Source organism: Meridianimarinicoccus zhengii, from assembly GCF_003254465.1.
Lineage (GTDB): Bacteria > Pseudomonadota > Alphaproteobacteria > Rhodobacterales > Rhodobacteraceae > Meridianimarinicoccus > Meridianimarinicoccus zhengii.
Genome location: NZ_QDFI01000027.1, coordinates 1 through 22,199, shown reverse-complemented (window position 1 = coordinate 22,199; position 22,199 = coordinate 1). Strand labels below are relative to the sequence as shown.

19 protein-coding genes are annotated in these 22,199 nt (G+C 67.1%); 6 read left to right on the top strand and 13 right to left on the bottom strand.

What is annotated here, in order from left to right:
• Positions 1-26 precede the first annotated feature (26 nt).
• From DDE13_RS10460 to DDE13_RS10450, 3 genes are all read left to right on the top strand, one after another.
• On the top strand, positions 27-944 hold the full coding sequence (locus DDE13_RS10460) for a dihydrodipicolinate synthase family protein (RefSeq protein ID WP_111404030.1): 918 nt from the start codon (positions 27-29) through the stop codon (positions 942-944).
• A 10-nt stretch (positions 945-954) separates the two neighbouring features.
• Positions 955-2,475 (top strand): aldehyde dehydrogenase (NADP(+)), encoded by a 1,521-nt coding sequence (locus DDE13_RS10455; protein WP_111404029.1) that lies wholly within the window; start codon positions 955-957, stop codon positions 2,473-2,475.
• A gap of 472 nt (positions 2,476-2,947) precedes the next feature.
• A complete protein-coding gene (locus DDE13_RS10450; protein WP_111404028.1) occupies positions 2,948-3,976 on the top strand; it encodes a lipase family protein in 1,029 nt (342 codons plus the stop codon).
• Positions 3,977-4,190: 214 nt separating this feature from the next.
• Here the strand turns inward: DDE13_RS10450 and DDE13_RS10445 are convergent, their stop codons facing one another.
• From DDE13_RS10445 to DDE13_RS10400, 10 genes are all read right to left on the bottom strand, one after another.
• Positions 4,191-4,943 carry an SDR family NAD(P)-dependent oxidoreductase gene (locus tag DDE13_RS10445; RefSeq protein ID WP_111404027.1) on the bottom strand — a complete coding sequence of 251 codons (753 nt, stop codon included), beginning with the start codon at positions 4,941-4,943 and terminating at the stop codon, positions 4,191-4,193.
• 15 nt (positions 4,944-4,958) lie between these two features.
• Complete coding sequence (locus DDE13_RS10440; RefSeq protein WP_111404026.1) at positions 4,959-5,717, bottom strand: SDR family NAD(P)-dependent oxidoreductase; 759 nt, start codon at positions 5,715-5,717, stop codon at positions 4,959-4,961.
• On the bottom strand, positions 5,710-7,200 hold the full coding sequence (locus tag DDE13_RS10435; protein WP_111404025.1) for an FGGY-family carbohydrate kinase: 1,491 nt from the start codon (positions 7,198-7,200) through the stop codon (positions 5,710-5,712). The genes DDE13_RS10440 and DDE13_RS10435 overlap by 8 nt, the downstream gene beginning before the upstream one ends.
• A gap of 26 nt (positions 7,201-7,226) precedes the next feature.
• Positions 7,227-7,562: a carboxymuconolactone decarboxylase family protein gene (locus DDE13_RS10430; RefSeq protein ID WP_111404024.1), complete on the bottom strand. Its 336-nt coding sequence runs from the start codon at positions 7,560-7,562 to the stop codon at positions 7,227-7,229.
• Positions 7,562-9,115 carry an acetoin dehydrogenase dihydrolipoyllysine-residue acetyltransferase subunit gene (locus tag DDE13_RS10425; protein ID WP_111404023.1) on the bottom strand — a complete coding sequence of 518 codons (1,554 nt, stop codon included), beginning with the start codon at positions 9,113-9,115 and terminating at the stop codon, positions 7,562-7,564. The genes DDE13_RS10430 and DDE13_RS10425 overlap by 1 nt, the downstream gene beginning before the upstream one ends.
• Positions 9,112-10,086, bottom strand: a complete 975-nt coding sequence (locus DDE13_RS10420; RefSeq protein ID WP_111404022.1) for an alpha-ketoacid dehydrogenase subunit beta — start codon at positions 10,084-10,086, stop codon at positions 9,112-9,114. The genes DDE13_RS10425 and DDE13_RS10420 overlap by 4 nt, the downstream gene beginning before the upstream one ends.
• A gap of 6 nt (positions 10,087-10,092) precedes the next feature.
• Positions 10,093-11,145, bottom strand: a complete 1,053-nt coding sequence (locus DDE13_RS10415; protein ID WP_222626076.1) for a thiamine pyrophosphate-dependent dehydrogenase E1 component subunit alpha — start codon at positions 11,143-11,145, stop codon at positions 10,093-10,095.
• 8 nt (positions 11,146-11,153) lie between these two features.
• The gene (locus DDE13_RS10410) at positions 11,154-12,137 is read right to left on the bottom strand and encodes an ABC transporter permease (protein WP_111404021.1); all 984 of its coding nucleotides are present in this window, start codon (positions 12,135-12,137) and stop codon (positions 11,154-11,156) included.
• Positions 12,134-13,645: a sugar ABC transporter ATP-binding protein gene (locus tag DDE13_RS10405; RefSeq protein WP_111404020.1), complete on the bottom strand. Its 1,512-nt coding sequence runs from the start codon at positions 13,643-13,645 to the stop codon at positions 12,134-12,136. Before DDE13_RS10405 ends, DDE13_RS10410 begins: the two co-directional genes overlap by 4 nt.
• Before the next feature lie 112 nt (positions 13,646-13,757).
• Positions 13,758-14,693, bottom strand: a complete 936-nt coding sequence (locus DDE13_RS10400) for a sugar ABC transporter substrate-binding protein (RefSeq protein ID WP_111404019.1) — start codon at positions 14,691-14,693, stop codon at positions 13,758-13,760.
• Positions 14,694-14,830: 137 nt separating this feature from the next.
• Between DDE13_RS10400 and DDE13_RS10395 the strand changes: the two genes are divergently transcribed.
• The 3 genes from DDE13_RS10395 (at position 14,831) to DDE13_RS10385 (ending at position 18,108) form a co-directional block, all read left to right on the top strand.
• The gene (locus DDE13_RS10395) at positions 14,831-15,853 is read left to right on the top strand and encodes a sugar-binding transcriptional regulator (protein ID WP_235868665.1); all 1,023 of its coding nucleotides are present in this window, start codon (positions 14,831-14,833) and stop codon (positions 15,851-15,853) included.
• A gap of 384 nt (positions 15,854-16,237) precedes the next feature.
• Positions 16,238-17,329, top strand: coding sequence for a glycerophosphodiester phosphodiesterase family protein (locus tag DDE13_RS10390; protein WP_111404018.1), 1,092 nt, complete (start codon positions 16,238-16,240; stop codon positions 17,327-17,329).
• A 107-nt stretch (positions 17,330-17,436) separates the two neighbouring features.
• On the top strand, positions 17,437-18,108 hold the full coding sequence (locus tag DDE13_RS10385; protein ID WP_111404017.1) for a VPLPA-CTERM sorting domain-containing protein: 672 nt from the start codon (positions 17,437-17,439) through the stop codon (positions 18,106-18,108).
• A 275-nt stretch (positions 18,109-18,383) separates the two neighbouring features.
• On the opposite strand, the gene DDE13_RS10380 is transcribed toward DDE13_RS10385, so the two are convergent.
• The 3 genes from DDE13_RS10380 to DDE13_RS23200 form a co-directional block, all read right to left on the bottom strand.
• Positions 18,384-20,405: a hypothetical protein gene (locus DDE13_RS10380; RefSeq protein WP_111404016.1), complete on the bottom strand. Its 2,022-nt coding sequence runs from the start codon at positions 20,403-20,405 to the stop codon at positions 18,384-18,386.
• A 21-nt stretch (positions 20,406-20,426) separates the two neighbouring features.
• A complete protein-coding gene (locus DDE13_RS10375) occupies positions 20,427-21,653 on the bottom strand; it encodes an ATP-grasp domain-containing protein (protein WP_111404015.1) in 1,227 nt (408 codons plus the stop codon).
• Between the two features lie 270 nt (positions 21,654-21,923).
• A partial coding sequence (locus DDE13_RS23200; protein WP_222626075.1) for a hypothetical protein occupies positions 21,924-22,199 on the bottom strand: 276 nt, incomplete at its 5' end.

The following is a 22,199-nucleotide window of genomic DNA, read 5'->3' as shown; positions in this document are numbered from 1 at the left end:
GCCACCACTGAACGACAGGACAAGACATGACCAAACCGCTGACCGGTGTTCTTCCCGTGGCACCGACCCCGTTCCATGACGATGGTGCCGTCGATACCGAGGGCATGAAACGCGTCCTCGACTGCATGATCGACCAGGGCGTGGACGCGATCTGCATCCTTGCCAATTATTCCGAACAGTTCGTGTTGTCCGACGACGAACGCAGCACGCTGGCACGGGTGTCGCTGGAGCATGTCGCGGGCCGTGTGCCCGTGATCGTGACGGTGAGCCATTTCAGCACGCAGGTCGTGATCGACCGCGCCCGCGCGGCGGAAGCCATGGGGGCCGCGATGCTGATGATGATGCCACCCTATCACGGTGTCGGGCTCGTGCCGGCCGAGGCGGGTATCTTCGAACATTTCGCCGCGGTGTCCGACGCGATCTCCATCCCGATCATGGTACAGGACGCGCCGCTGTCGGGCGTATCGCTGCCGGTACCCCTGCTCGTGCGGATGGCGCAGGAGATCGCGAATGTCAGCTATTTCAAGATGGAAACCCCCTTCGCCGCCGACAAGCTGGCCGCGCTTATCGAGGCCGGGGGCGAGCACATCGTCGGTCCCTTCGATGGCGAGGAGGCGGTGACCCTTCTGGCGGATCTGGATGCGGGCTGCACGGGCACCATGACATCTGCGCTCCAGCCCGAACTGATCCGCCCGATCGTCACCAGCTATCGCGCGGGCGACATCGACGCGGCGCTGGCAGGCTGGCGCGATTGCCTGCCGCTGATCAACCACGAAAACCGCCAGTGCGGCCTGCGCGCCGCCAAGGTGGTGATGAAGGAGGGCGGCGTGATCCGGTCCGACCATGTCCGCCATCCGCTGAAACCCATGTCCGAGCGCACGCGCGACCGGCTGCTGCACCTTGCCGCCGAGCGCGATGTCATCGCACTGCGCTGGGGCAAGTGAAAGGAAAGCCATGACCTATACGCCACACGGAAAGCACCTGATCGGAGGCGACTGGATCGGGTCCGACGACACCTTCGCCTCCCAGCCCTTGACCGGCGATGCGCACACATTCTCGGACGGTGGCGCCGCCGAGGTGGACCGCGCCGCCCGAGCCGCCGAAGAGGCGTTCATCACCTATGGATGGACCAGCCGCGCGGACCGGGCCGCGTTCTTGGAAGCCATCGCCGCGGAAATCGATGCGCGCGGCGACGACATCACGCGGCTGGGCAGTGCCGAAACCGGCCTGCCCGAGGCGCGGCTTCAGGGCGAACGCGGTCGCACCGTGGGGCAGCTTCGCCTGTTCGCGGACCATATCCGGAAGGGCGACTACCTTGACCGCCGCCACGACCCGGCGCTGCCGGACCGCGCGCCCGCGCCGCGCCCGGACCTGAAGATGGTGCAGCGGCCCATCGGCCCGGTGGCGGTGTTCGGCGCGTCGAACTTCCCGCTGGCGTTCTCGACCGCCGGGGGCGACACGGCCTCGGCGCTTGCGGCCGGATGCCCCGTCGTGGTCAAGGGCCACCCGGCCCATCCCGCCACCGGCGAGATCGTCGCCGACGCCATCGCCGCGGCCATCGCCCGCACGGGCATGCCCGCCGGTGTCTTCTCGATGATCCAGGGCGTCAGCCACGCGCTTGGCGGCGCGCTGGTGCGCCACCCGTTGATCCGCGCGGTCGGGTTCACCGGGTCGCTGGGGGCGGGTCGGGCGCTGTTCGACCTGTGCGCCGCGCGGCCCGAACCGATCCCGTTCTTCGGCGAGCTTGGATCGATCAACCCGGTGTTCCTCATGCCCGCGGCGCTTTCGGCGCGCGGGGCCGATCTGGGTGCCGCCTGGGCCGCATCGCTGACCATGGGCGTCGGGCAATTCTGCACAAACCCCGGAATCGTCGTCGCCCCCGCCGGACCTGCGCTTGATGACTTCGTTTCGGGTACCACAGCGGCACTGTCCGAGGCGGGCGAGGCGGCGATGCTGACCGACGGTATCGCCGAAGCCTATCGCAAGGGCGCGGCCAAGGTCGGCACTGCCAAGGGAATGCAGGCACTGGTGACCGCGACAGGCGACCGGCGCAATGCCGGCCCGGCTGTCTACAGGGTCGATGCGCTGGACTGGCTGGCCAACGAAACCCTTGCGGAGGAGGTGTTCGGCCCGCTGGGCATGATCGTCGTGGCGTCGGACATGGACGAGATGCGCGATGTCGCACGGCAATTGCACGGCCAGTTGACTTGCACCCTGCACCTCGACGACGCGGATATCGACGCCGCCGGGACCCTTGTGCCGATCCTCGAACGCAAGGCCGGCCGGATCCTCGTGAACGGGTTTCCGACGGGGGTCGAGGTCGCGGATGCCATGGTCCATGGCGGCCCCTACCCTGCCTCGACGAATTTCGGCGCGACCTCCGTCGGCACGCTGGCCATCCGGCGGTTCCTCCGGCCGGTGTGCTACCAGAACATGCCGGATGCACTGCTGCCCCAGGATCTGCGCGGAGCCTAGGTCGGCGCGCCCGGCCCGACCGACGTGCATGTCCGGCGGCGACGGTACGCCGCCGGTGCCGAGGTGCCGGACCGGTGGCGCGCCGGAAAGGGAGCGCGATCGCAGGGGGTATTTCTCCCCCATCCGCGCCATGTAGACCTTGATCGACTGGGCCATTCCGGCCATGATCCGTCAACCGGGGCGTGCATCTCGCGCCATGCCGGTGGAGTGCGCCGATGCCACGCTTGCGCCAGGCAAACCGACCGACGGCCCCGACTCCGCGGCGCGACAGCCCGCTGACCGTCGGAGCCGCGATACGGGCGCTGCCATTCATTCGTGCGGACGTGCTTGCGCCGAAACAGGTGCCGGTCGTCCATGACATCCGCCGCATCCCGGCGTCGGTCGCAGATCGGCGCCCCCTACCACAGTGCCGCGGCCTGACACCGCCGTTGCCCTGGCGCCGGATCGTGCGCGACATGCCCACGGTGCGGCCATGAGCGCTGGTGCGTTTTCATGGCCCATCGCCATGCGCGCCATGAACGCGGCGCTCTGCGCCTACCAGATACGCGCCGAAGGTGTGCGCCCATCGACGCAGACCCCCATCCTGCGCAGCGTGCCGGGGGGCAATGGCGCGTTCTTCTACGATGTCGCGCCCGCGTTCCAGGATGCGGTCGGATTTGTCGGACCGGGCGACAGCTACGCCCCCGCCTTCGACGCGACCGGGCCGGACCTGACCGACGCCGCGCTGATCGGACTGACCGGCGATGGCTACGCGATCCTTGCCTTCCGCGGCACGCTCGCACCCAACTTCGTCCGTGACGACCTTGTCGGATGGATCACTGACTGGCTCAACGACGCAGATGCCGTGCAGACGCCCTGGCCGCCCGACGGGCACGGCAGGCAGGAATCCGAAGCCGGGTTCAGCCGGGCGGTTGTCGCCCTCTGGCCGTGGGTCGAGGCAACGCTCGAACCCTTGCTGGATCGTGCCCCGAAGGGCCTGATCGTCACCGGGCACAGCAAGGGGGGCGCGATGACCTTTCTCGGCGCGGCCCTTGCGCGGGCGCGCTGGTCCGCCGCGGCACTGCCGATCCAGGTCTACGCCTTCGCGCCCCCGGTGACGGGGAACGCGGCCTTCGCTGCGGCCTATCACGCCGCCGGCCTCGGTGCAGCGACGCACCGCGTGCAGGTGGCCAAGGACCTGGTGCCGTTTCTGCCGCGATGGGACGCGGCAGACATCTGGTCGAAGATCCGCGTGTCCGGCATCGTCGACCGTCTGGGTTGGGACGCCCTCGTCGATCTCGTGGACCGGGTAACGGGGTCGGGATACGTCGCGGTCGGGAGCGATACGCTCATCGCCGATGATACCGGCACCGTTTTGACAGGGAACGCCGCCCGTGACGCGGCACTCGCCGGGGTCGTGGCCGCGGTCGAGGCCGAGACATTCGCGGAAATCGCCGCCGCCCATGTCGGGGCCACCAGCTATCTGCCGAAGGTCGCAGCGGCCGCGCGGATCAACGGCTGAGGCGACGCCAAGCGCCCGCGCGGTGCGGGACGTCTATCGGGGACGGTGCGCCGGGTTGCCCCGTCACGTCCGGCCGCGTTCGATCCGGGCGCAGGCGGGCCACCGCGGGCGGTTGTCCGCCTTGACCCCGCATAGGCACCATGATGATGGCCGTCACGGCGCCTGACCCGGCGAACCTGCGGCGGCTGCGCCGTCCCCTCGCCCGCGGAAACAGTCAGTTCAGCACGATCCCGCCATCCACGTTGAGACTTTGCCCGGTCACGAAACCCGCGTCGTCAGAGGCGAGGAACGCGACCGGACCGACCACGTCTTCGGGCGCACCGATCCGGCGCATGGCGGTCTTGTCCTTCCAGGCGTCCCGGATCGCCGGATCGTCCAGATTGACCCGCCCCATGTCGGTCAGGATGATGCCGGGGCAGACGCAGTTCGCCGTGATGCCAAGGGGACCGACCTCCTGCGCCAGAACGCGGGTGAAGCCCATCACGGCGGCCTTCGATGCGGAATAATGCGCCTGTTCCGGCGCGCCGTGCTTGCCCCCGATCGACGCGATGTTCACGATCCGCCCGTATTTGCGCGCCTTCATGGCGGGCAGGAACGCCTGGATCACCATGAAGCTGCCCTTGGCGTTGATGTCCATGACCGCGTCCCAATGCGCTTCGGGCAGGCCATCGACCTCGCCCGCGATCAGGATACCCGCGTTGTTCACCAGCGCATCCAGGTGGCCGAACCGGTTCAGGACCGTCCGGGCCATGGCATCCACCTGCGCCTTGTCGCTGACATCGGCGGTGACGGTCAGCGCCGTGCGGCCCATCGCGTCGATCCGCGTTGCGATGTCGGCCAACGCGTCGGCCTGCCGGTCGATGTCGTTCAGTGCCAGGTCATAGCCACGTTCGGCCAGCCCCAGCGCGATGGCGGCGCCGATCCCCCGGCTGGCGCCGGTCACAAGAGCCGTGCGTGCTTCGGACATGTGGTTTCCTTTCTCTCAAAGGGCGGTGTAGCCGCCATCCACCGTCAGGACGGTCCCGGTGACGAAGCTGGCGGCATCGGAGGCAAGGAACATCACCGCGCTCGCGATCTCGTCGGGATCCGCAAGCCGGCCCAGCGGCGTCATGCGCAGCCACGTGTCGAACCAGTCGGGATTGGCGCGACCGGCCAGTGTCAGTTCGGTCGCGGTATAGCCGGGCGCCACGGCGTTGACGCGCACCCCCAAGGGCGCCCATTCCACCGCAAGCGACTTGGTCAGCAGGTTCACCCCGGCCTTCGCGGCATTGTAGGCGGCCTGCGGCTGCGGGTGGACCGGCACGCTGCCGCACATCGACGAGATGCAGATGACGGACCCGCGCCCGGCCCGTGTCATGGCCCGCCCGAAGCCGCGCGCGGTGTAGAAGACGCCGGAGAGGTTCACATCGATGACCCGCTGCCAGTCCAGCGGATCGACGTCGAGCGCGGGGGCGTTGTGCACGATGCCCGCGTTGTTCACGAGAATATCCAGCGGTGCGTCGTCGGCGACCTGCGCCGCCGCGGCGTCCACCGCCGCAGGGTCGGTCACATCGAGCGTGAGCGCCGTGCCGTCCAGATCGCGCGCCGCCTGATTGGCTGCATCCCCGTCGCGGTCGGCGACGATGACCTGCGCACCTGCCGCGGCAAGCCCGCTGGCAATGGCATGCCCGATGCCGCGCGCCCCGCCGGTGACCAGAGCGCGGCGGCCGGCGACGCTGAACCGTTCGATCCCCTCAGGCATCGGCCACGCCCTTCATTGCCGGATAAAGCGCGCGGTAGCGCCGGTAGATCACGTCGTATTTCGCGACATTGGCCGGGATCGGGTCGATGGTCCGGCCCGGATGCACCATCGCGGCGATGCCGTCGTCGATGCTATCGAAATGCCCCGCGCCATGGGCCGCCAATACCGCCGACCCCGTGGAGGGCGCGTCGGGCGACGCGGGCAGCCGGATCGGCAGGCCCGACGTGTCGGCATGGATCTGCAGCCACAGGTCCGACGCCGCGGCGCCGCCGCCCACCGTGATCTCGGACCCGGTATAGCCCGCCTGCGCGAAGGCATCGAGGATGGCACGGGTGCCGAACCCGATCCCCTCCATGATGGCGCGGAAGATGTGATGCGTTTCATGGGCCAGCGTCAGCCCGACGATGGCGCCGCGCGACAGCGGGTCCGTGAACGGTGTCCGGTTGCCCTGGAAATGGTCCTGCACGATCAGCCCGTCGCAGCCCGGCTCCAGCGCCGCCGCCTTCGCGTTGAGCGTGTCGTAATCCAGACCGCCGGTCAGCCGCCCGAGCCAGTTGATGATCGACCCGGTGGAGGTCTGCCCGCCCTCGACGATGTGGCGGCCAGGATACACGATATCGGCGTAGGACCCCCACACCCCCGGCGCGTTCAACGCCGCGTCGGTCACGCCGAATTGCAGATGCGACGACCCGGTGATCATCGCAAGCTGGCCGGGCTGCGACACGCCAAGCCCGATCATGCCGATCAGCGCATCCGCGCCGCCCTGCACGACCCGGACGGATTGCCTCAGCCCCAGCGCCGCAGCCGCATGCGCCGTCAGGGTGCCGACGACCTCGCCGGGCGCGACAACGCGGGACGGCCATTTGCCGACAAGATCGCCCATTCCCAGCGCGTCGACCAGACTGGCGGCCCAGCCCCCGGCGTCGTTGCGGTAGTGCCAGCGCAGCCCGACATTGTTCAGGGATGCCGCCCATTCGCCCGTCAGCTTGTATGTCAGGTAGTCCTGGTATTCGCAGATGCGATAGGCTTGGTCATAGACCTGCGGGTCGTTGCGCTTCAGCCAGAGCGCCTTGGGGATCATCCACTCGGCCGACACCGGCCCGCCACCCGCACCGTTCAAGGCCAGCGCGGGATCGCCCGTGGCCAGCACCGCGTCGGCTTCCGCATTGGCGCGCACGTCCATCCAGATCAGCGCGGGGCGCAGGGCGTCCCCGTTCCGGTCCAGCGCGACGACGCTGCAACTCGTGGTCGCATAGGCGATGGCCTCGATCGCCCCCGGATCGACCGCCGCCGCGGCGATCGCCGCCCGCGAAGCGGTCACGAAATTCGCCCACCAGTCGGCTGGGTCCTGCTCGGCGCGTGCGCCAGCCGCAAACTCGGTCCGATAGGGCACCGCATGGCTGCCCAGGCAGGTGCCGTTCAGGTCGTAGACCCGCGCGCGCAGGCTTTCGGTGCCGCCATCGGCGGTCAGGACATAGGCCATGAGACTCCTCCCTCGTCGTTTCCCGGCTAGTCGGCGCGATAGGCCTCCAGCGCCTTGCCGGCATACATGATCGCCGGTCCGCCCCCCATTTCAACACAGACCTCGAGCGTTTCGACCAGTGCCGCCTCGGTCGCGCCTAGCTGCTTTGCCGCGGCGACGTGATACAGGATGCAGTCGTCGCAGCCCTTGGCCACCGCCAGGGCCGTGGCCACAAGTTCCTTCTGCGCAGCACTCAGCGCGCCGTCCTTTCCGACCGCGGCGGCGATGCCGGAAAAGCCGCGCATCGCGCCGGGTGCGGCCTTGGCGAAAGCTGCCATGCGGGTCTTCGCGGCGTCGAGGGCCTGTTTCGGATCGGTCGTCATCACGTTGCTCCCACGGCTTTCAGGATCAGGGCGCGCACCTCGAGCGGCGCTTCCCAATGCGGCATGTGCCCGGCTTGCGGGACATGATGCACCGCGACCATCGGCGACACGGCCAGTGCATCGCGCCAGTCCACCACGCGGTCACGATGGCCCACGACGATGCGCACGGGCATGCGGTCAGCCAGCCGCGCGAGCGCGGGCACAAGGTTCACGCTCTGCCCGCCCGGCCCGTGCAGCGCCGCGGCAAGCCCCCGCAGGCGGCCCTGCGCGAGCGTCGCGTGGATCTGCGCGACCGCGTCGTCCGACAGGCCGTTCGGGCCGTCGGTCATGCGGCGCAGCAGGTGGCCCACGCTGCCGGGGCTTTGCGCGGCGGCCAGCCCGTCGATGAAGCCGGCGTCGATATGGCTGCCCAGTCCTGCGGGCGCGATCAGCGTCAGCGATGCCGCAAGGCCCGCCTCGGCCATCCGAACGGCGGGCAGCGCCCCCAGCGAATGGGCCACCACATGCACCCCCCGCGGCAGCGTGCGGGCGAAGGGCAGCATGGCGGCGGCGAGCGTGTCTGGATCGTCCGCCCCGGCCACGGTCGCACCATGCCCGGGCAGGTCGGCGGCGACGACACGGCACCCGGCCCGGCCTAACGCGTGGGACAGTCCGGCAAAGGTGGTGTGGTCCCCGGCAAAGCCGTGCAGCAGCAGGACCGGCGTGCCGTCCGCAGGGCCGGTTTCGGCACAAGCGATGCCTTGCGTGACCCGCAGGCCCGCGGGCGAGGCGGCAGCAGCGGTCACGTCCCGCGCCTCGATCCGTCCGCGGCGCCCGGTACCCGTCAGCGCGGACAGCGCAACCCCCGCGCGCCGGGCCAGACGGCGGGCGACAGGGGTGGCCCGCAGCGGCGTACCATCCGCCCCGGCGGCTGGACGCGCGGGGATCGGCTTGGCCGGCGCTGCGACAGCCGGGTCCGACTTCGCAGGCACGGGCGCAGGGGTGTCCACAGCCTCCCCGGTTTCGATCCGTGCGATGGGCGCACCGACGGTCACGGTCTGGCCCGCTTCGGCAAGGATCTCCACCAGCGTCCCGGCCACGAGCGCGGGCACCTCGGCCACGGTCTTGTCGGTTTCAACCTCCAGGATCGCATCGCCGCGGGCGAAGCTGTCGCCGGGCTGGATCAACCACGCGGCGATGTCCCCGGTTTCCATCGTCTCCCCAAGCCGGGGCATCAGCAGATCGGTCACCTGCGTCACCGGTTCAGGCGCATCCGGTTCAGGCGCGACCGCGGACGGCGTGTCGTCACCCTCCACCGTCCAGTCCGGCCCGTCGCCGGTATCGACCCGCGCGATGGGCGCCCCGACCGGCACGGTGTCGCCTTCGGCCACAAGCCGCTCGGTCAGCACGCCCGGACCGAGAGCGGGATACTCCACCACGGTCTTGTCGGTCTCCACCTCGATCAGCGGGTCGCCACGGGCGAAGCTGTCGCCCTCGGCAACCAGCCAGCTTGCGATCTGCCCCTGGTCCATGGTCTCGCCCAGCCGGGGCATCTTCAGCGTGCCTGTCGTCATGCCACCAGCTTCCGCGCCGTCTGTTCGACGATCTCCGCCGAGGGGACGGACCCCGCCTCCAGCGCGACGGACACCGAAATCGGGATGTCCTCGCCCGCGATGCGGATGACCGGATCGTGCAGGAAGTCGAAACATTCCTCGGAGATGCGTGCGGCCAGCTCTGCCGCCACGCCCGCGGTCAGCGGCCCTTCGGACACCACCATGGCGCGCCCGACGTGTTCGACCTCCGCCCGGATCGTGTCGAAATCCAGCGGATTGAGCGTGCGCAGGTCGATCACCGTCGCCTCGATCCCCTGCCCGGCCAGCGCCTCGGCCGCCTGCATCGCGTAGTGCACCTGGCGCGAATAGGTCACGATCACCACGTCCGTGCCGCGCCGGCGCACGGCCGCCTTGCCCCAGTCCGGGACATGCGCGGTCAGGTCCACGTCCTCCTTCATGGCGTAAAGGGCCTTGTGTTCGATGAACACCACCGGGTCGGGCTGGGTCAACGCCATGCGCAGCAGGTGATAGGCGTCGGCCACCGTGCCCGGCATCGCCAGCCGCAGGCCCGGCGTGTGCATCACATAGGCCTCAAGGCTTTGGGAATGCTGCGCGCCTGCCGACCGGCCCGTGCCCCCTTGCGTGCGCAGCACCATCGGCACACCGATCTGGCCGCCGAACATGTAGCGGATCTTGGCGGCCTGGTTGCACAACTGGTCCATCGTCATGCCGATGAAATCGACATACATCAGTTCGGCCACGGGGCGCATCCCGGCCATGGCAGCGCCCACGGCGGTGCCCACGATTGCCGGTTCGGAAATCGGCGTGTCCAGCAGCCGTTCCGGCCCGAACTGGTCGATCAGCCCCTTGGTGACGCCGTAGGCCCCGCCATAGCGCCCGACCTCTTCGCCGATCACGAAGATATCGTCGTTCTCGGTCATCGCATCGATCAGCGCCTGACGCAGTGCGTCGCGATATGTCATCTCAACCATGGTCGGTCACTCCCTTGCCAGAACGCGGTCGATACGGGTTGCCAGCGGTTCCGGCATCGGCTCGTCCGGGCCGTAGACGTCAAGGAACATGCTCGACAGTGGCGGCTCCGCCGAGGCGACGGCGAAATCGATCGTCGCGTCCATCTCGGTGGCGGCATCCCCGTCGATCCGGTCCAGAAGCGCTTCGTCCGTCCCGGCATCCAGCAGGGCGGCGCGGGCATGGGCGACCGGGTCGCGCTTGCGCCCGGCGGTTTCCTCCGCCTCGGTGCGATAGGGGCTCTTGTCCTTGCGGGCGTGGCCGAAGAAGCGGTAGCAATCCACCGACAGGAACGCAGGCTTGCCTGTCCGTGCGCCGTCCACCAGTTCGGCCGCGGCCTCCCGGACCTCCAGCACGTCAAGACCGTCCACCGCGCGGCCCGCGAGCCCGAAGGCGATGGCGCGTTCCTCGAATTTCGTGGCGCGCGTCGCCTGGTCCACCCGCGTGCCCATCCCGTACTGGTTGTTGATGCACACGAACATCACTGGCAGGTCCCACAGCGCGGCCATGTTCATCGACTCGTACAGGATGCCCTGCTGCATGGCCCCGTCGCCGAAGAACGCGATGGACACCGCCCCGGTACCCCGGCGCTTGGCCACCAGCCCCGCACCCACGACCGCCGGGATGCCGCCGCCGACGATGGCATTGGCGCCCAGATGGCCCAGCCCCATGTCCGCGATGTGCATGGACCCGCCCTTGCCGTGGCAATACCCGTCCTGCTTGCCCGCGATCTCGGCCATCATCCGGTTCGGATCGGCCCCGCGCGCCAGGAAGATCCCGTGCCCGCGATGGTGGGTCGTGAAGGTGTCGCCGTCGCGCATGGCGGAACACACCCCCACGGCGGCGGATTCCTCGCCGATGGACAGGTGCAGCATGGACCCCGCGCTCTGCCCGCGGACGAACAGTTCGCCCACCCGTTCCTCGAAGGTGCGCACGCGGCGCATGTCGGTGTAAAGGCCCAGCAGATCGGTGTTGGACTGCGGCGCCGTCCGGGACGCGGCAGCGGTTTCGGGGGGGGTCATGGCTTGCCTCACAGAAGCTTGAGTTTGGTGGTGCGCGACACGATGGCCACCGCAATCAGGATGATGACGCCCTTCACGATGTTCTGGATGTAGGTATCCATCCCGATCAGGTTCAGGCCGTTGTTGATGACGCCGATGAACAGCGCGCCGCAGAATGTGCCGAGAACGGTTGCCGTGCCCGGGCGGAACATGGTCATCCCGATGAAGACCGTCGCCAGACCGTCGAGCAGGTAGCGTTCGCCCACGTTCGGCTGGCCCGACCCCAGTCGCGCGGCCAGAAGCGTTCCGGCGACGACCGCGAAGACCGATACGATCACCAGCGCGGCGGTGCGGTAGAACGTGACCCGCACACCGGACAGTTCGGCCGCCTTCTGGTTGCCGCCCACGGCATAGACGTAGCGCCCGAAGATCGTGCGCTCCATCACGAACCAGCCGACGATCACGGATGCCGCCATGAAGAAGGCAAGCACCGGAATGCCCCAGAGCCGCCCCTGTCCGAGAAACAGGTAGCTGTCGGGCAGCCCGCCATAGATCGCCCGCCCGCCGGTCGCGAGGAAGTTCACGCCGAACAGGATCGACCCCATGGCCAGCGTGGCGATCAGCGACGGGATGCCGACCCGCGTGACAAGCAGCCCGTTGACCAACCCCACGACCAGCCCCGCCGCAAGCCCCGCCAGCAGCGCAAGCGGCAGTGGCGTGCCCCCGACCAGCAAGAGCGGCACGAGAATGCCCGCCAGACCGACCGTGTAGCCCACGGACAGGTCGATCTCGCGGGCGGCGAAGCCGAAGGTCAGGCCGGTGCCGACGATGGTCAGGATCGCGATCTGCTGCAGGATGTTGGTCAGGTTGAACACGGTCATGAACCTGTCCACGAACAGCGAGAACCCGAGGAACATCAGCACCAGCACGACGAGCGTCGAGTATTTCTGCACCCACTGGCGGCGCTGGCCGTGCGCCGGCGCCTGCGTTGCGGTCAAGGTCGGCGAACTCATTGTGTGGTCTCTCCTGCCATGGCGGCGATGAACCGGGCTTCGGAAAATTCGGCGGCGGCGATGTCGTTCCCGGCCTGCCCGGCCACGAAGGGCACGACCCGGTGTGCCAGGTGCTCGATTTCCAGCAGGTCCGACGACGCGACGATAATCCCCGCGCCCTCGGCCGCCAGCTTGCGGATGTGGCCGTAGATTTCCTGCTTTGCGCCGATATCGACACCCTCGGTCGGCTCAACGAAGATCATCGCGCGGTATCGGCCCGCAGCCCCGTAGAGCCATTTGCCAAGGCTGACCTTCTGCTTGTTGCCGCCCGACAGTGTCTTGACCTGCTGGCCCTGACCGCTGGCGCGGATACCGAGCAGATCGAAGATCCGTGCGCCCTCTTGGGTCTCACGGCGCCGGCTGAGAATGCCGCCCGGCAGGATCTTCGCGCATTCGGGATGCACCATCGACAGGTTCTCGACGATGCTGCCTTCGCCGGACAGCGCATAGGTCATCCGGTTGTCGGGCACGAAGCCGATCCCGTGGCGCTGCATGGCCCGTGGGCCACGGTCCGTGACATCGGTTGCACCCACCTGCATCCTGCCGCCGACCAGCCCCGCCTGCGTGTAGAGCGACCGGGCAAAGCCGAAATGCCCCGCGCCGGTCAGACCGATCAGGCCGACGATCTCGCCCGCGCGGAGTGTGAAGTCCGGCACCTGCACGCCACCTGCCTGCCAGTCGCGCACGGACAGGACCGGCGCACCGGGGTGCGGGATGTCCCTGCGCATGCCGAGACCGGCACCGCTGCCCGTGCGACGCAGCATCAGGTCCACAAGCGCGCCCTCGGTCGCGCTGTCGGCTGGCAGGGTCGCCACATGCACCCCGTCGCGAAGCACGGTGATCCGGTCAGACAATGCGCGGATTTCCGACAGGAAATGGCTGATGAGCACGACACCCACACCGCGTCCGGGCAGGCTGCGGATGATGTCCCACAGTTGTGCCTTTTCCCGGCTCTGCAGGGTCGCGGTCGGCTCGTCCAGGATCAGCAGCCGGATGTCGCCGCGCAGGCCGCGCACGATCTCGATCACCTTGCGATCCGCGATATCCAGGTCCTCGACCGGCCGGTCGAGCGCGATACGGACCTGCGGGAACCATTCTGTCAGCAGCGCCTGCGCCCGCGCCATCAGGTCCCGGCGTGAGATCACGCCGGCGCGCCTGGGCTCCTCACCCAGCAGGATATTCTCGGCCCCCGTCAGGCCGGGCACAAGGCTGCCTTCCTGGCTGACATGGGCGATGCCCTGCTCCAGCGCGTCGCGCGGTGTGCGGCAGGTCACGGGCTTGCCGCCGATGGATACCGTGCCAGCAGTCGGCGCGAGCGATCCGCCGAGGATGTTGACCAGCGTGGACTTGCCCGCGCCGTTTTCGCCGATGAGGCCGTGCACCTCGTCGAAGCCGAAATCGGCGCTCACATGGTCGAGCGCGCGGCTTCCGGGGAAATCCATGACAAGGTTTTCGAGTTGCACGCGCATGGCGCACTCCTTCCCTGCCGCACCGCCTGGGCGGTGCGGATTTCGGGACATTCGTTCGATGGACACCACCAGCGCCGCGGCGGCCCGAGGGCGCGCCGCGGCCACCGGGAGGTTACATGAAGTCCTGGCAGTTCTGCTTGGTGACCAGCGGCGCATCCATGTAGATGGTCGTCGCGGGGATCACGTCTTCGGCGGGGGTGCCGTTCTCGACGATGGCGGTGATCCAGTCGCCGATCTGCGCACCCATGCCTTCGAACGGCTGGCTGACGGTGGCGATCATCATGCTGTCAGGCTTGCACACCTCGGCCACGGCCTGCGGATGGCCGTCGATGCCGATCACCTTGACGTCGGTCAGCCCCGCCGCCTGCATCACGTTGATCGCCGCCTGCGCCGGTTCGTCCCACGGCGCCCAGACGGCATCGATATCGGTGCCGAAGCGCGCGACATAGTCCTGCATGCGGCTGGTCGTGTCCTCGAAGAACGCCGTGTAGTCGATGTTGTGTTCGACCAGGACCTCGACACCCTGGTATTCCTGAAGAACGTCCTCCATCACGTCGCCGCGCTTGCGGGTGCCATGGTGTTCGGCCATGCGCAGGAAGATTAGGTTGCCCTCGCCGCCCATCTGGTCGAGCAGATAGGGCGATACGTCCGCCGACATGGCCCAGTTGTTCGTGGTGACATCCACGACAACGCCGTCGATATACCCGCTGTCCACCGAGAAGATCGGGATGCCCGCATCGGCGGCCGCGGTGATCGCGGCGCGGCTGGCGCGCAGGTCGGACATCGTGATGATGATCGCATCCACGCCCCGCGACGCCGCGTCCTGAAGGTTCGAGGCCGTCGCCTCGCCCGACCCGCCGCTGTCGAGGAAGCTGACATTCCAGTCCTTGCCGCTGTCGGCAAGCCACGCCTCGAAACCGGCCTTCACCCGCTGTTCGGATTGCGCCGCCGCGTTGGAATGGACCCACGCGATGTCCATGGCCATCGCGCCGCCCGAAAGGGTGACGACCACGGCGCCCGCGAGCGTGCCCTTGAAGATGACGTTCATTGGTTTCTCCTCCCCTGGTTCCGTCGTCACACCTTTATGCGGCGTGAACATGCGCAGACTGCGCCGCGGCATTACATTTGTCAATGTCAAAAACTTTTGTATCTTACTTGTGCTTGATGGCCTTCGGAAAATCGGAGATGGTCCCGCCCATGATGCAGATGTCCGAGAGCCAGTTGATGACGCGCGCCGCCTGGCTCTACTACGTGGGCGGGCTGAACCAGGAGGCGACGGCAGGGCGCATGGGGCTGACCCGCGCGCGGGTGAACAAGCTGCTGGCCCAGGCGCGCGACAGCGGGCTGGTGTCGATCACCATCGACGGGCGCGATGTCGGCCTGCTCCCCGTGGAGAACGCGATCCGTCAGGAATTCGGGCTTCAGTTCTGCATCGCCACGCCCGCATTGTCGCTGACCCCCGCGGACAAGGCCGACAACCCGATCCTGGCGGAATTCCCGCTGCGTGCGGTCGGATCAGCGGCAGCGGCGCATCTGCGCGATGCCCTCGCGGCGAAGCCCGATCTCGTGGTCGGCACGGGCTGGGGCCGGACACTGGCGCAGATGAGCAAGCACATGGCCGGGGTCAGCGCGCCCAGGGCACGTTTCATCAGTCTCATGGGGTCGCTGACCGCCAACTCGTCGTTCAACCCGTTCGAAGTGATCCACGCGCTGGCACAGGCGTCGGGCGCAGAGGGCTTCTTCCTGCCCGTTCCCTTCATCGCCGACAGCGAGGCCGACCGGGACGTACTCTATTCCCAGCAGGCCGTGACGCGCCCGCTGGAGCTGGCACGCTATGCCGATCTTGCGCTCATCAGCGTGGGGGAACTGACCGAGTCTTCGCTGCTGCGGCGGCAAGGCATGATCTCGTCCACCGAACTGGCGGAACTGCGCGCGGCCGGTGCTGTCGGCGACACGAACGGCATCTTCTTCGATGCGTCGGGCTATCCTGTATCCCACGATCTCAACAGCCGGACCCTCGCGGTGGGGTTCGAGGATCTCCGGCGCTCCTTCACGGTCCTTCTGGCGGCGGGAACCGAAAAGGTCGAAGCGACAGAGGCACTCCTGCGCAGCGGTGTTCCCAAGGGGCTGATCATCGACGGGGACACCGCGCTGATGCTGGCGGCACGCCTGGGCCTCGACCACGGCGGCGCAACAGGCGCCGCCTGACGACACGGGCCACCGCGTTGCCGGATGCTGGCGACGCATTGCTTGGGTCGCGCGACGGTCGCACAGGGACCCTTTCGCCGCCATACCGCCGACGGGTATGGATGCCGAAGGTCAGGCATTAGCAGTTACTCGCCTGATCGGCGACGCGGCCTGTGCCATTCTGGCGGCGCGCGATGAAAGCCCGCAGCGGGTGTCGATGAACACCTTGCCGCGGCAGCCTGCGCCCGCTCCACGATCTTGGGTCAACCCAAGGTTTAACTTTTTCGTTACCAAGATGTTATCGGCACGTCATCCGGACAGCCTACGCGGGACGCACGGCGCGGGCCGGGCAGCATGCGCTGCGCTGGACACGCCGCATCCCTGATATGACGGAAGACCGAATTCATGAGAAAACACCATGCCCTGTACGCACTCGCGTTCGCCATCCTTGCGACCGGCCCCATGGCGGCCGATGCGGCCGTCTTCGACGGCTTCCGCACGCTGAACGGCAAGGCGCCGGTCGTTGTCGCGCACCGCGGCGCGCCGGCCTATCTCCCGGAGAACTCGATCGGCGGCAACGAACTGTCGGCCGAGATGGGTGCCGAACTGATCGAAACGGATGTCATGATGACCCGCGACGGCGTGCTGATCGCGATGCATGACACGACGCTGACCCGCACGACGAACGTGGCCGAGGTTTACGCACCGCGCAATGGCAACTACCGCGTCTCTGACTTCGACTACGACGAACTGCAGTCATTGACCTTGAAGCCGACCGGCAGCGGGCAACTGACCTATCCGGGGTTCGAGCCGTCCGATCCGGATGCCTACCGCATCCCGACCTTCGCCGACATGCTCGACGCGCTGAACGACTACAACAGCGCCAATGGCACGAATGTCGGCATACTGACCGAAGCGAAGTACGGCTTCAACGCGGACACGAACCGCGCCGTGATCGCGACACTGGCGGACAAGGGCTTCACGACCTCGGACAAGTCGGTCGTGCAGGGTTTCGATTTCGGCAACGTGTTCGACTTCCTGTTGCTTCAGGACGAATTCGACGTCGACATGGGCGTCGCCCAGTTGGGCAGCGCCACGATGATCGGCGACGAGTGGGGCGTCAGCAACCTTGTCTCGCTGACCAATCTCTCGAAATATGTCGATACCGTGGCCGTGAACACCGGCTCCCTGACGGAAGAGTTCATCGCAGCGGCACATGATCTTGACCTGAGCGTCTTCGCCTGGACCTATCGCCCGGCAGACCTCGACGCTGCTTTCGCGCAGATGAGCGACCACATCGCCTGGGGTCTCGATGGCCTCATCACCGACAATCCCGACCTTGCACGCGCGGTGATCGATTCGATCGCGGCAGCCGGGACCGTGTCGGCCATCAACACGTCGGTCGCACCGGTGCCCGTTCCCGCAGCCCTGCCGCTGCTCGCAGGTGCGTTCGGCGCACTGGCCATGCTGCGCCGTTCCAAGGCCGCACGGGGCTGACGCCCGGACGGACCGCATATCGCCACAAGCGCGCCGCCCGATCACGCGGCGCGAACCAAGACATCCCTTGTCCGAAGACCGGACATACCTCCATCGGAGCCGACAAAATGCTGAAAATGGCCCTTTCGGGCGGACTCGCCGCGGTGACACTGCTTACCGCCGCCGTTTCCGCCACAGCCGCCACCGAGAACCTGATCGTCAACGGGACGTTCGATACCAACACCACGGGATGGACCGGCGTCTACACGACCCGCGACGGCGATCCGACCATCGACACCGGTCCGTATTTCTTCCCCGGACCGGGCGCGTTCCACATGATCTTTCAGGATTATGCACTGACGTCGCCGCAACTGGACAGCCTTGCAACGACCGGCCTGAGCTTCACGCTCTCGGCGGACCTGTTCGGGTGGCGCTACCAGGAGGACCGCGGCACGCTGTCGGTGTTCTTCAACGATGCCGACAACGAACGCATCGACAGCGCCACGCTGCTGTCGAGCACGTCCTATGACGGGTACTGGGATTCGGATATCGAGGCAGGCGGGAAATACTTCCAGAGCCTGTCCGGCCTTGTTCCGTTCGAAACGGCGTCGCTGAGCTTCGTCATCACGTCGACGCGGATCGGCGGCGGCACAAACAACGATGGCTATATCGACAATGCGTCGTTCACGATGGCCCCGGTCGCGCCCGTGCCGCTGCCCGCGGCCCTGCCGCTGATGGGGGCGGGCATCATTGCGCTTCGCCTTGTCGGGCGTCGTCGCGGCAATGACGTGACGGCCTGACGAAACGGCGGGCGGCCGCGTCTGCAAGGACGTGGCCGCCCGCTTCCTGAACGCGGTTCCGTTCGACCGGCATTCCGGGTCCGCGGCGCGGAGACGATCCTCGCCACCATCGACGGCACCGCCTACCAGCGCGGCGCGTGCCAAGCCATACTGTCGGGATCAAGCGGTACGGCCCCTGCAGCGCGCGAAACCTGTCGTTCCCGGTTGCGCGGAGTGCGCTGTCTTGCAGGGGCTACAGCGCCTTCGGCACACCCGGCGCAGTCCGGGCCACGCGTTCAGTCCTGCCCCGCGCTCGCCAGACGCGAGATCGCATCGCCTTCGATTTCCTGCCGTCCCGAGGCCCATGTCCGGCGGGCCAGCGCAGCCGTGCGCGCAAGAACCTCGGGGGCCGGGCGCAAGGTGCCTTCGGGTGCCATCAGGTCTTCGTGGAACAGGTACAGCCGTGAGGCGAAAAGCTCGAAAGGCAGTGATGCCTCACCGGCACGCTCCCCCGACCCGTGGGTCGAAACCACGACGCCGTCGCCCCAGTCCTGCCCGGAATCGTTGTTCGGATTATAGAAATAGACCCGCATTTCGTCATCCTGATCGGGCGCGACACGCAGGATGGTGATCGCGTGCCACCCGATGAACCGCGCCGATGCATCCGTCGCCGCGATCCCTGCGGGCTGGGGGTGGGTGACGGGTTCGCCGCCGTTATAGGCCGGGTGGTACGCGCAATGGAACCGCGCGATGAAGTCATGAATCCCCGCAAGCGCCCCGGTGGGGACATCGACAGCCACCGCGCAGGCGCGTTTGACCCACCAGCCGTGGAATTCGGGATTGATCCAGATATGGGGGTCGTCTTCGCGGTCCGCACATAGCCGCCCCATCTCGGCGTACACCTTGTCGAGATGCGGCACGAGAACCACCGACACCGGGTCGGCATCGAGCGGCATGCTGCGGGCAAGCCCTGCCGGAAGGTCGGCGGACCGGATCAGATGCCCTTCGAAATGCATCGACACCGTATCGAAACGCGCGGCCTGCGTGACGAGGTGCAGCAGGTAATCCGGATCGTTCTGCGCCCACATCGCGATGGCCCGCGCCGATTGGCACGTGGGGTTCGCCCCCTGGCCGACGCCAAGGGGCTGGCCGAGGACCTGGATGCAGCCCGCGATCAGCAGGTCCGCCGGCATGCTTGCATGCAGTCCGGCCACCGCGAGCCGTTCGGCCACGGATGCATTCGGTGTCAGTGCAAGCAGGCGGCGCAGCGACGGCGCCACCGGCGCATGGTGCAGGATCCCGCGGTCCAGCAGAAGTGACATCCCATAAAGCGCCTGCGCCGTCGCCGGGCGCACTGCCCGGCGGATCAGGTCGATGGCGAGCCCGCGATGCCGCCGCCAGCAATCGCGGCCGGTGCTGCCCAGACCGAGCGCGTCCGGCGCCATACCGTCATGTTCGGAGTCGAGAACCCAGAGCAGGAAATCGGCGTGGTAGTCGGACACGAGCCCGGTATCGTGCATGGCCCGTGCCAGACCTTGCGCTTCATGGCGCAGATCGGATTCGTCCATCGCCGCAAGGCGCTCCCGATACGTCTCCAGGCCCGGATCGTCCATGCAGGCAGAGGTCGGCCCGAACAGCGCGGTCACAAGCCGGTCGGCGCCCAGCCGCCGGTCGCCAAGGTCACCCCCATGCCGAACGACGGTCAGCGCGATCTGGGCGATCATGTCCTTCACATGGGCCATCTGGATCGGGCGTTGCCGCAGGATGCGCCAGATTTCGTCCACCAGTTCGCCCAGAACGTCCTGATAGCCGACATGCTCGGCCAGGTAGCGAAACAGGGCGTCGATGGTATCGTTCTGCGCACCGGCGGCCCGCGCGGCTTCGTCGGTCGCGCCGAAAAAGCGGCGCAGGTTCAGCGCCAGCACCTGCGTCAGGAAACGCCGCGCGGCGGCGGCGTGGATCGTCGGGTGCTCCGCCTCGCCCTTGGCCACGGCAAGCAGACGCAGCAGGCTAACCGCCTCGATCGTGATCGTGGCGGGGGCGCCGGTTTCCAGCGTGCCCGACACCAGACCGGGCAAGAGGTTGGCCGGTGCGTCCCAGTCCGATCCGGCGAACAGACCCGCCGCATCCATTCGGGGCGCCAGCGCGTGGATGCGGGCGATCCCGCCGGGCACCGCCAGGAGCCGCCCCGCAATGTCGATCACCTGCGCCTGGTGGCGCGGCTTGGCGAACGGGCGCGCCTGTTCGAGCCGCGCCAGCGGACCCTCCAGGGTGGCGACGAGACGATCAGCCTCATCGCCTTGCGCGGCGCCGGTCATGGGTGGCGGCCTCCGTGACGGTTACACATAGAAATCAAGCTCTTCCTGTGACTTGAGCAGGTCCCGCAACCGGTGGGGGTCCTCGCCGAAGAAGTACACAAGTCCCCAATGCGTCCCGAAGGCGGTGCGCTTGGTGACCTTCTGTTCGAAGGGCTGGGCAAGTTCATGGAACTCGAAATACGGGTCCTTGGCCGTCTGTTCCGGGATCTGCATGCGCTCCACCACGCGGCGGCGGGGATAGGCCCCGAAACAGCCTGCATGGCCCTTGGCATCCTTGACGGGCGTTGGAAAGAAAGCATCGAGTTCTTCCTGCGTGGTCTTCGGGTCGAAGGCAAGCACGATCCCCTGGTAGCCGTTGAACCCATAGGCCCGCTCGATCAGTTCCAGCGCATTGAAGCCCGGGGGCCGGTACGCGACTTCGCCGAAATACATCGTGCCATCATTGGTCACGAAGTATTCAGGATGAATGAACCCGAAGTCGATGTCGAAGGCTTCGATCAGCTTGTTGATCTGGGCCTCGATATGGGGACGCCACGATTCCAGTTCCGGCGTCGCGGGCACGAAGACCGAATACCCGAGCGTCACGTATTCCGAGATGTTGAGGAACTGGATCTTGCCGTCCTTGATCCATGCCTCGACAGCGAATTCCCAGCCGTCGAGATGGCTCTCCAGCAGCGCGGGGAACTCGTCGTCCGAGATGGAATCGACATCCTCGACCGTCCGGATTGTGCGATGGCCGAGACAGCCGGCCTTGTCGAACGCCTTGAAATGGATCGGGTCGTTTGGGTCGCCGTCGAGCTTCAGCAGCGTTTGGTTCACGCGCTTCAGAAACCGGACCACGTCGGCGCGGTTGTCAGCCTCCTCGAAAATGCCGACGCGGATACCGGCGAGCTGGGCGCGCCGTTTCATCAGCGACTTGTCGCGGAACAGCATCGACTGGCCCAGCAGGCGCGGATTGTCGAGCAGGACGGAGTTGATCGCCCCGGCCCATTCGACAGTCTCTTCGTAAAGCGGGATCGCCACGTCGCAGCCCTCGTCCTTGAGGATCTGGGCGATCTCGTGCGACCGTTCATTCAGCCGGTCGAAATCCCACGCGATGAAGGGGATGTCGTTGACCTTGGCGTACTCCTCGGCCCATGCTGGCGCGACGATCACGTAGCGCCGGTCGAACCGGTCGATGGCGTCGATCGCGTTCAGCGACCATCCGAGAATCGCGACATAGCCCTTGTCCGGGTTTTTCTCGTTCATGTTTGGCCTTTCGATTTGTTTTTGGTGCCACGGCCAAGTCGTCGCCGCCACCCATCCCGGTGGGGCGTGCGGAAGTCCGTGCAAGCGATGACCGCCAACAGGTCGATGCCGGCGGCGCGATGGGTTCAGTGTTCTCTTGATGACGAAATACTTAGCATATCAAAGTATTTTTGCAAACCCACCGCCGAAACTTTCACGCTGGGGCAGGATCATGGCGCCATGGGACCGACCATTTTTTAGGCGATTGTATATTTGACAAACCCACTGATCTTAGGCGGTTTGTTGAGCCCAAAAGTCCAGCATAGAGAACGCAGCGTCAAGGGATGCAACTTTAGCGAGAACGCGAATGCCCCGCAAGCCGCTTGCTTCATTGGTTTCAAACAAAAAGTAACCCTCAAAACCGAGATGCTCTGCATCGCTCTGAACGATAGACTCCCGAGAAAGTTCTGCGATATGACCAGACCGGTATTTGTCAATTTTAGCAGGATAGCGTCCGTCAAGCTGGTGTAATTTCCCTGATGGCCTGAGGGCATGATCAGGCGGCTT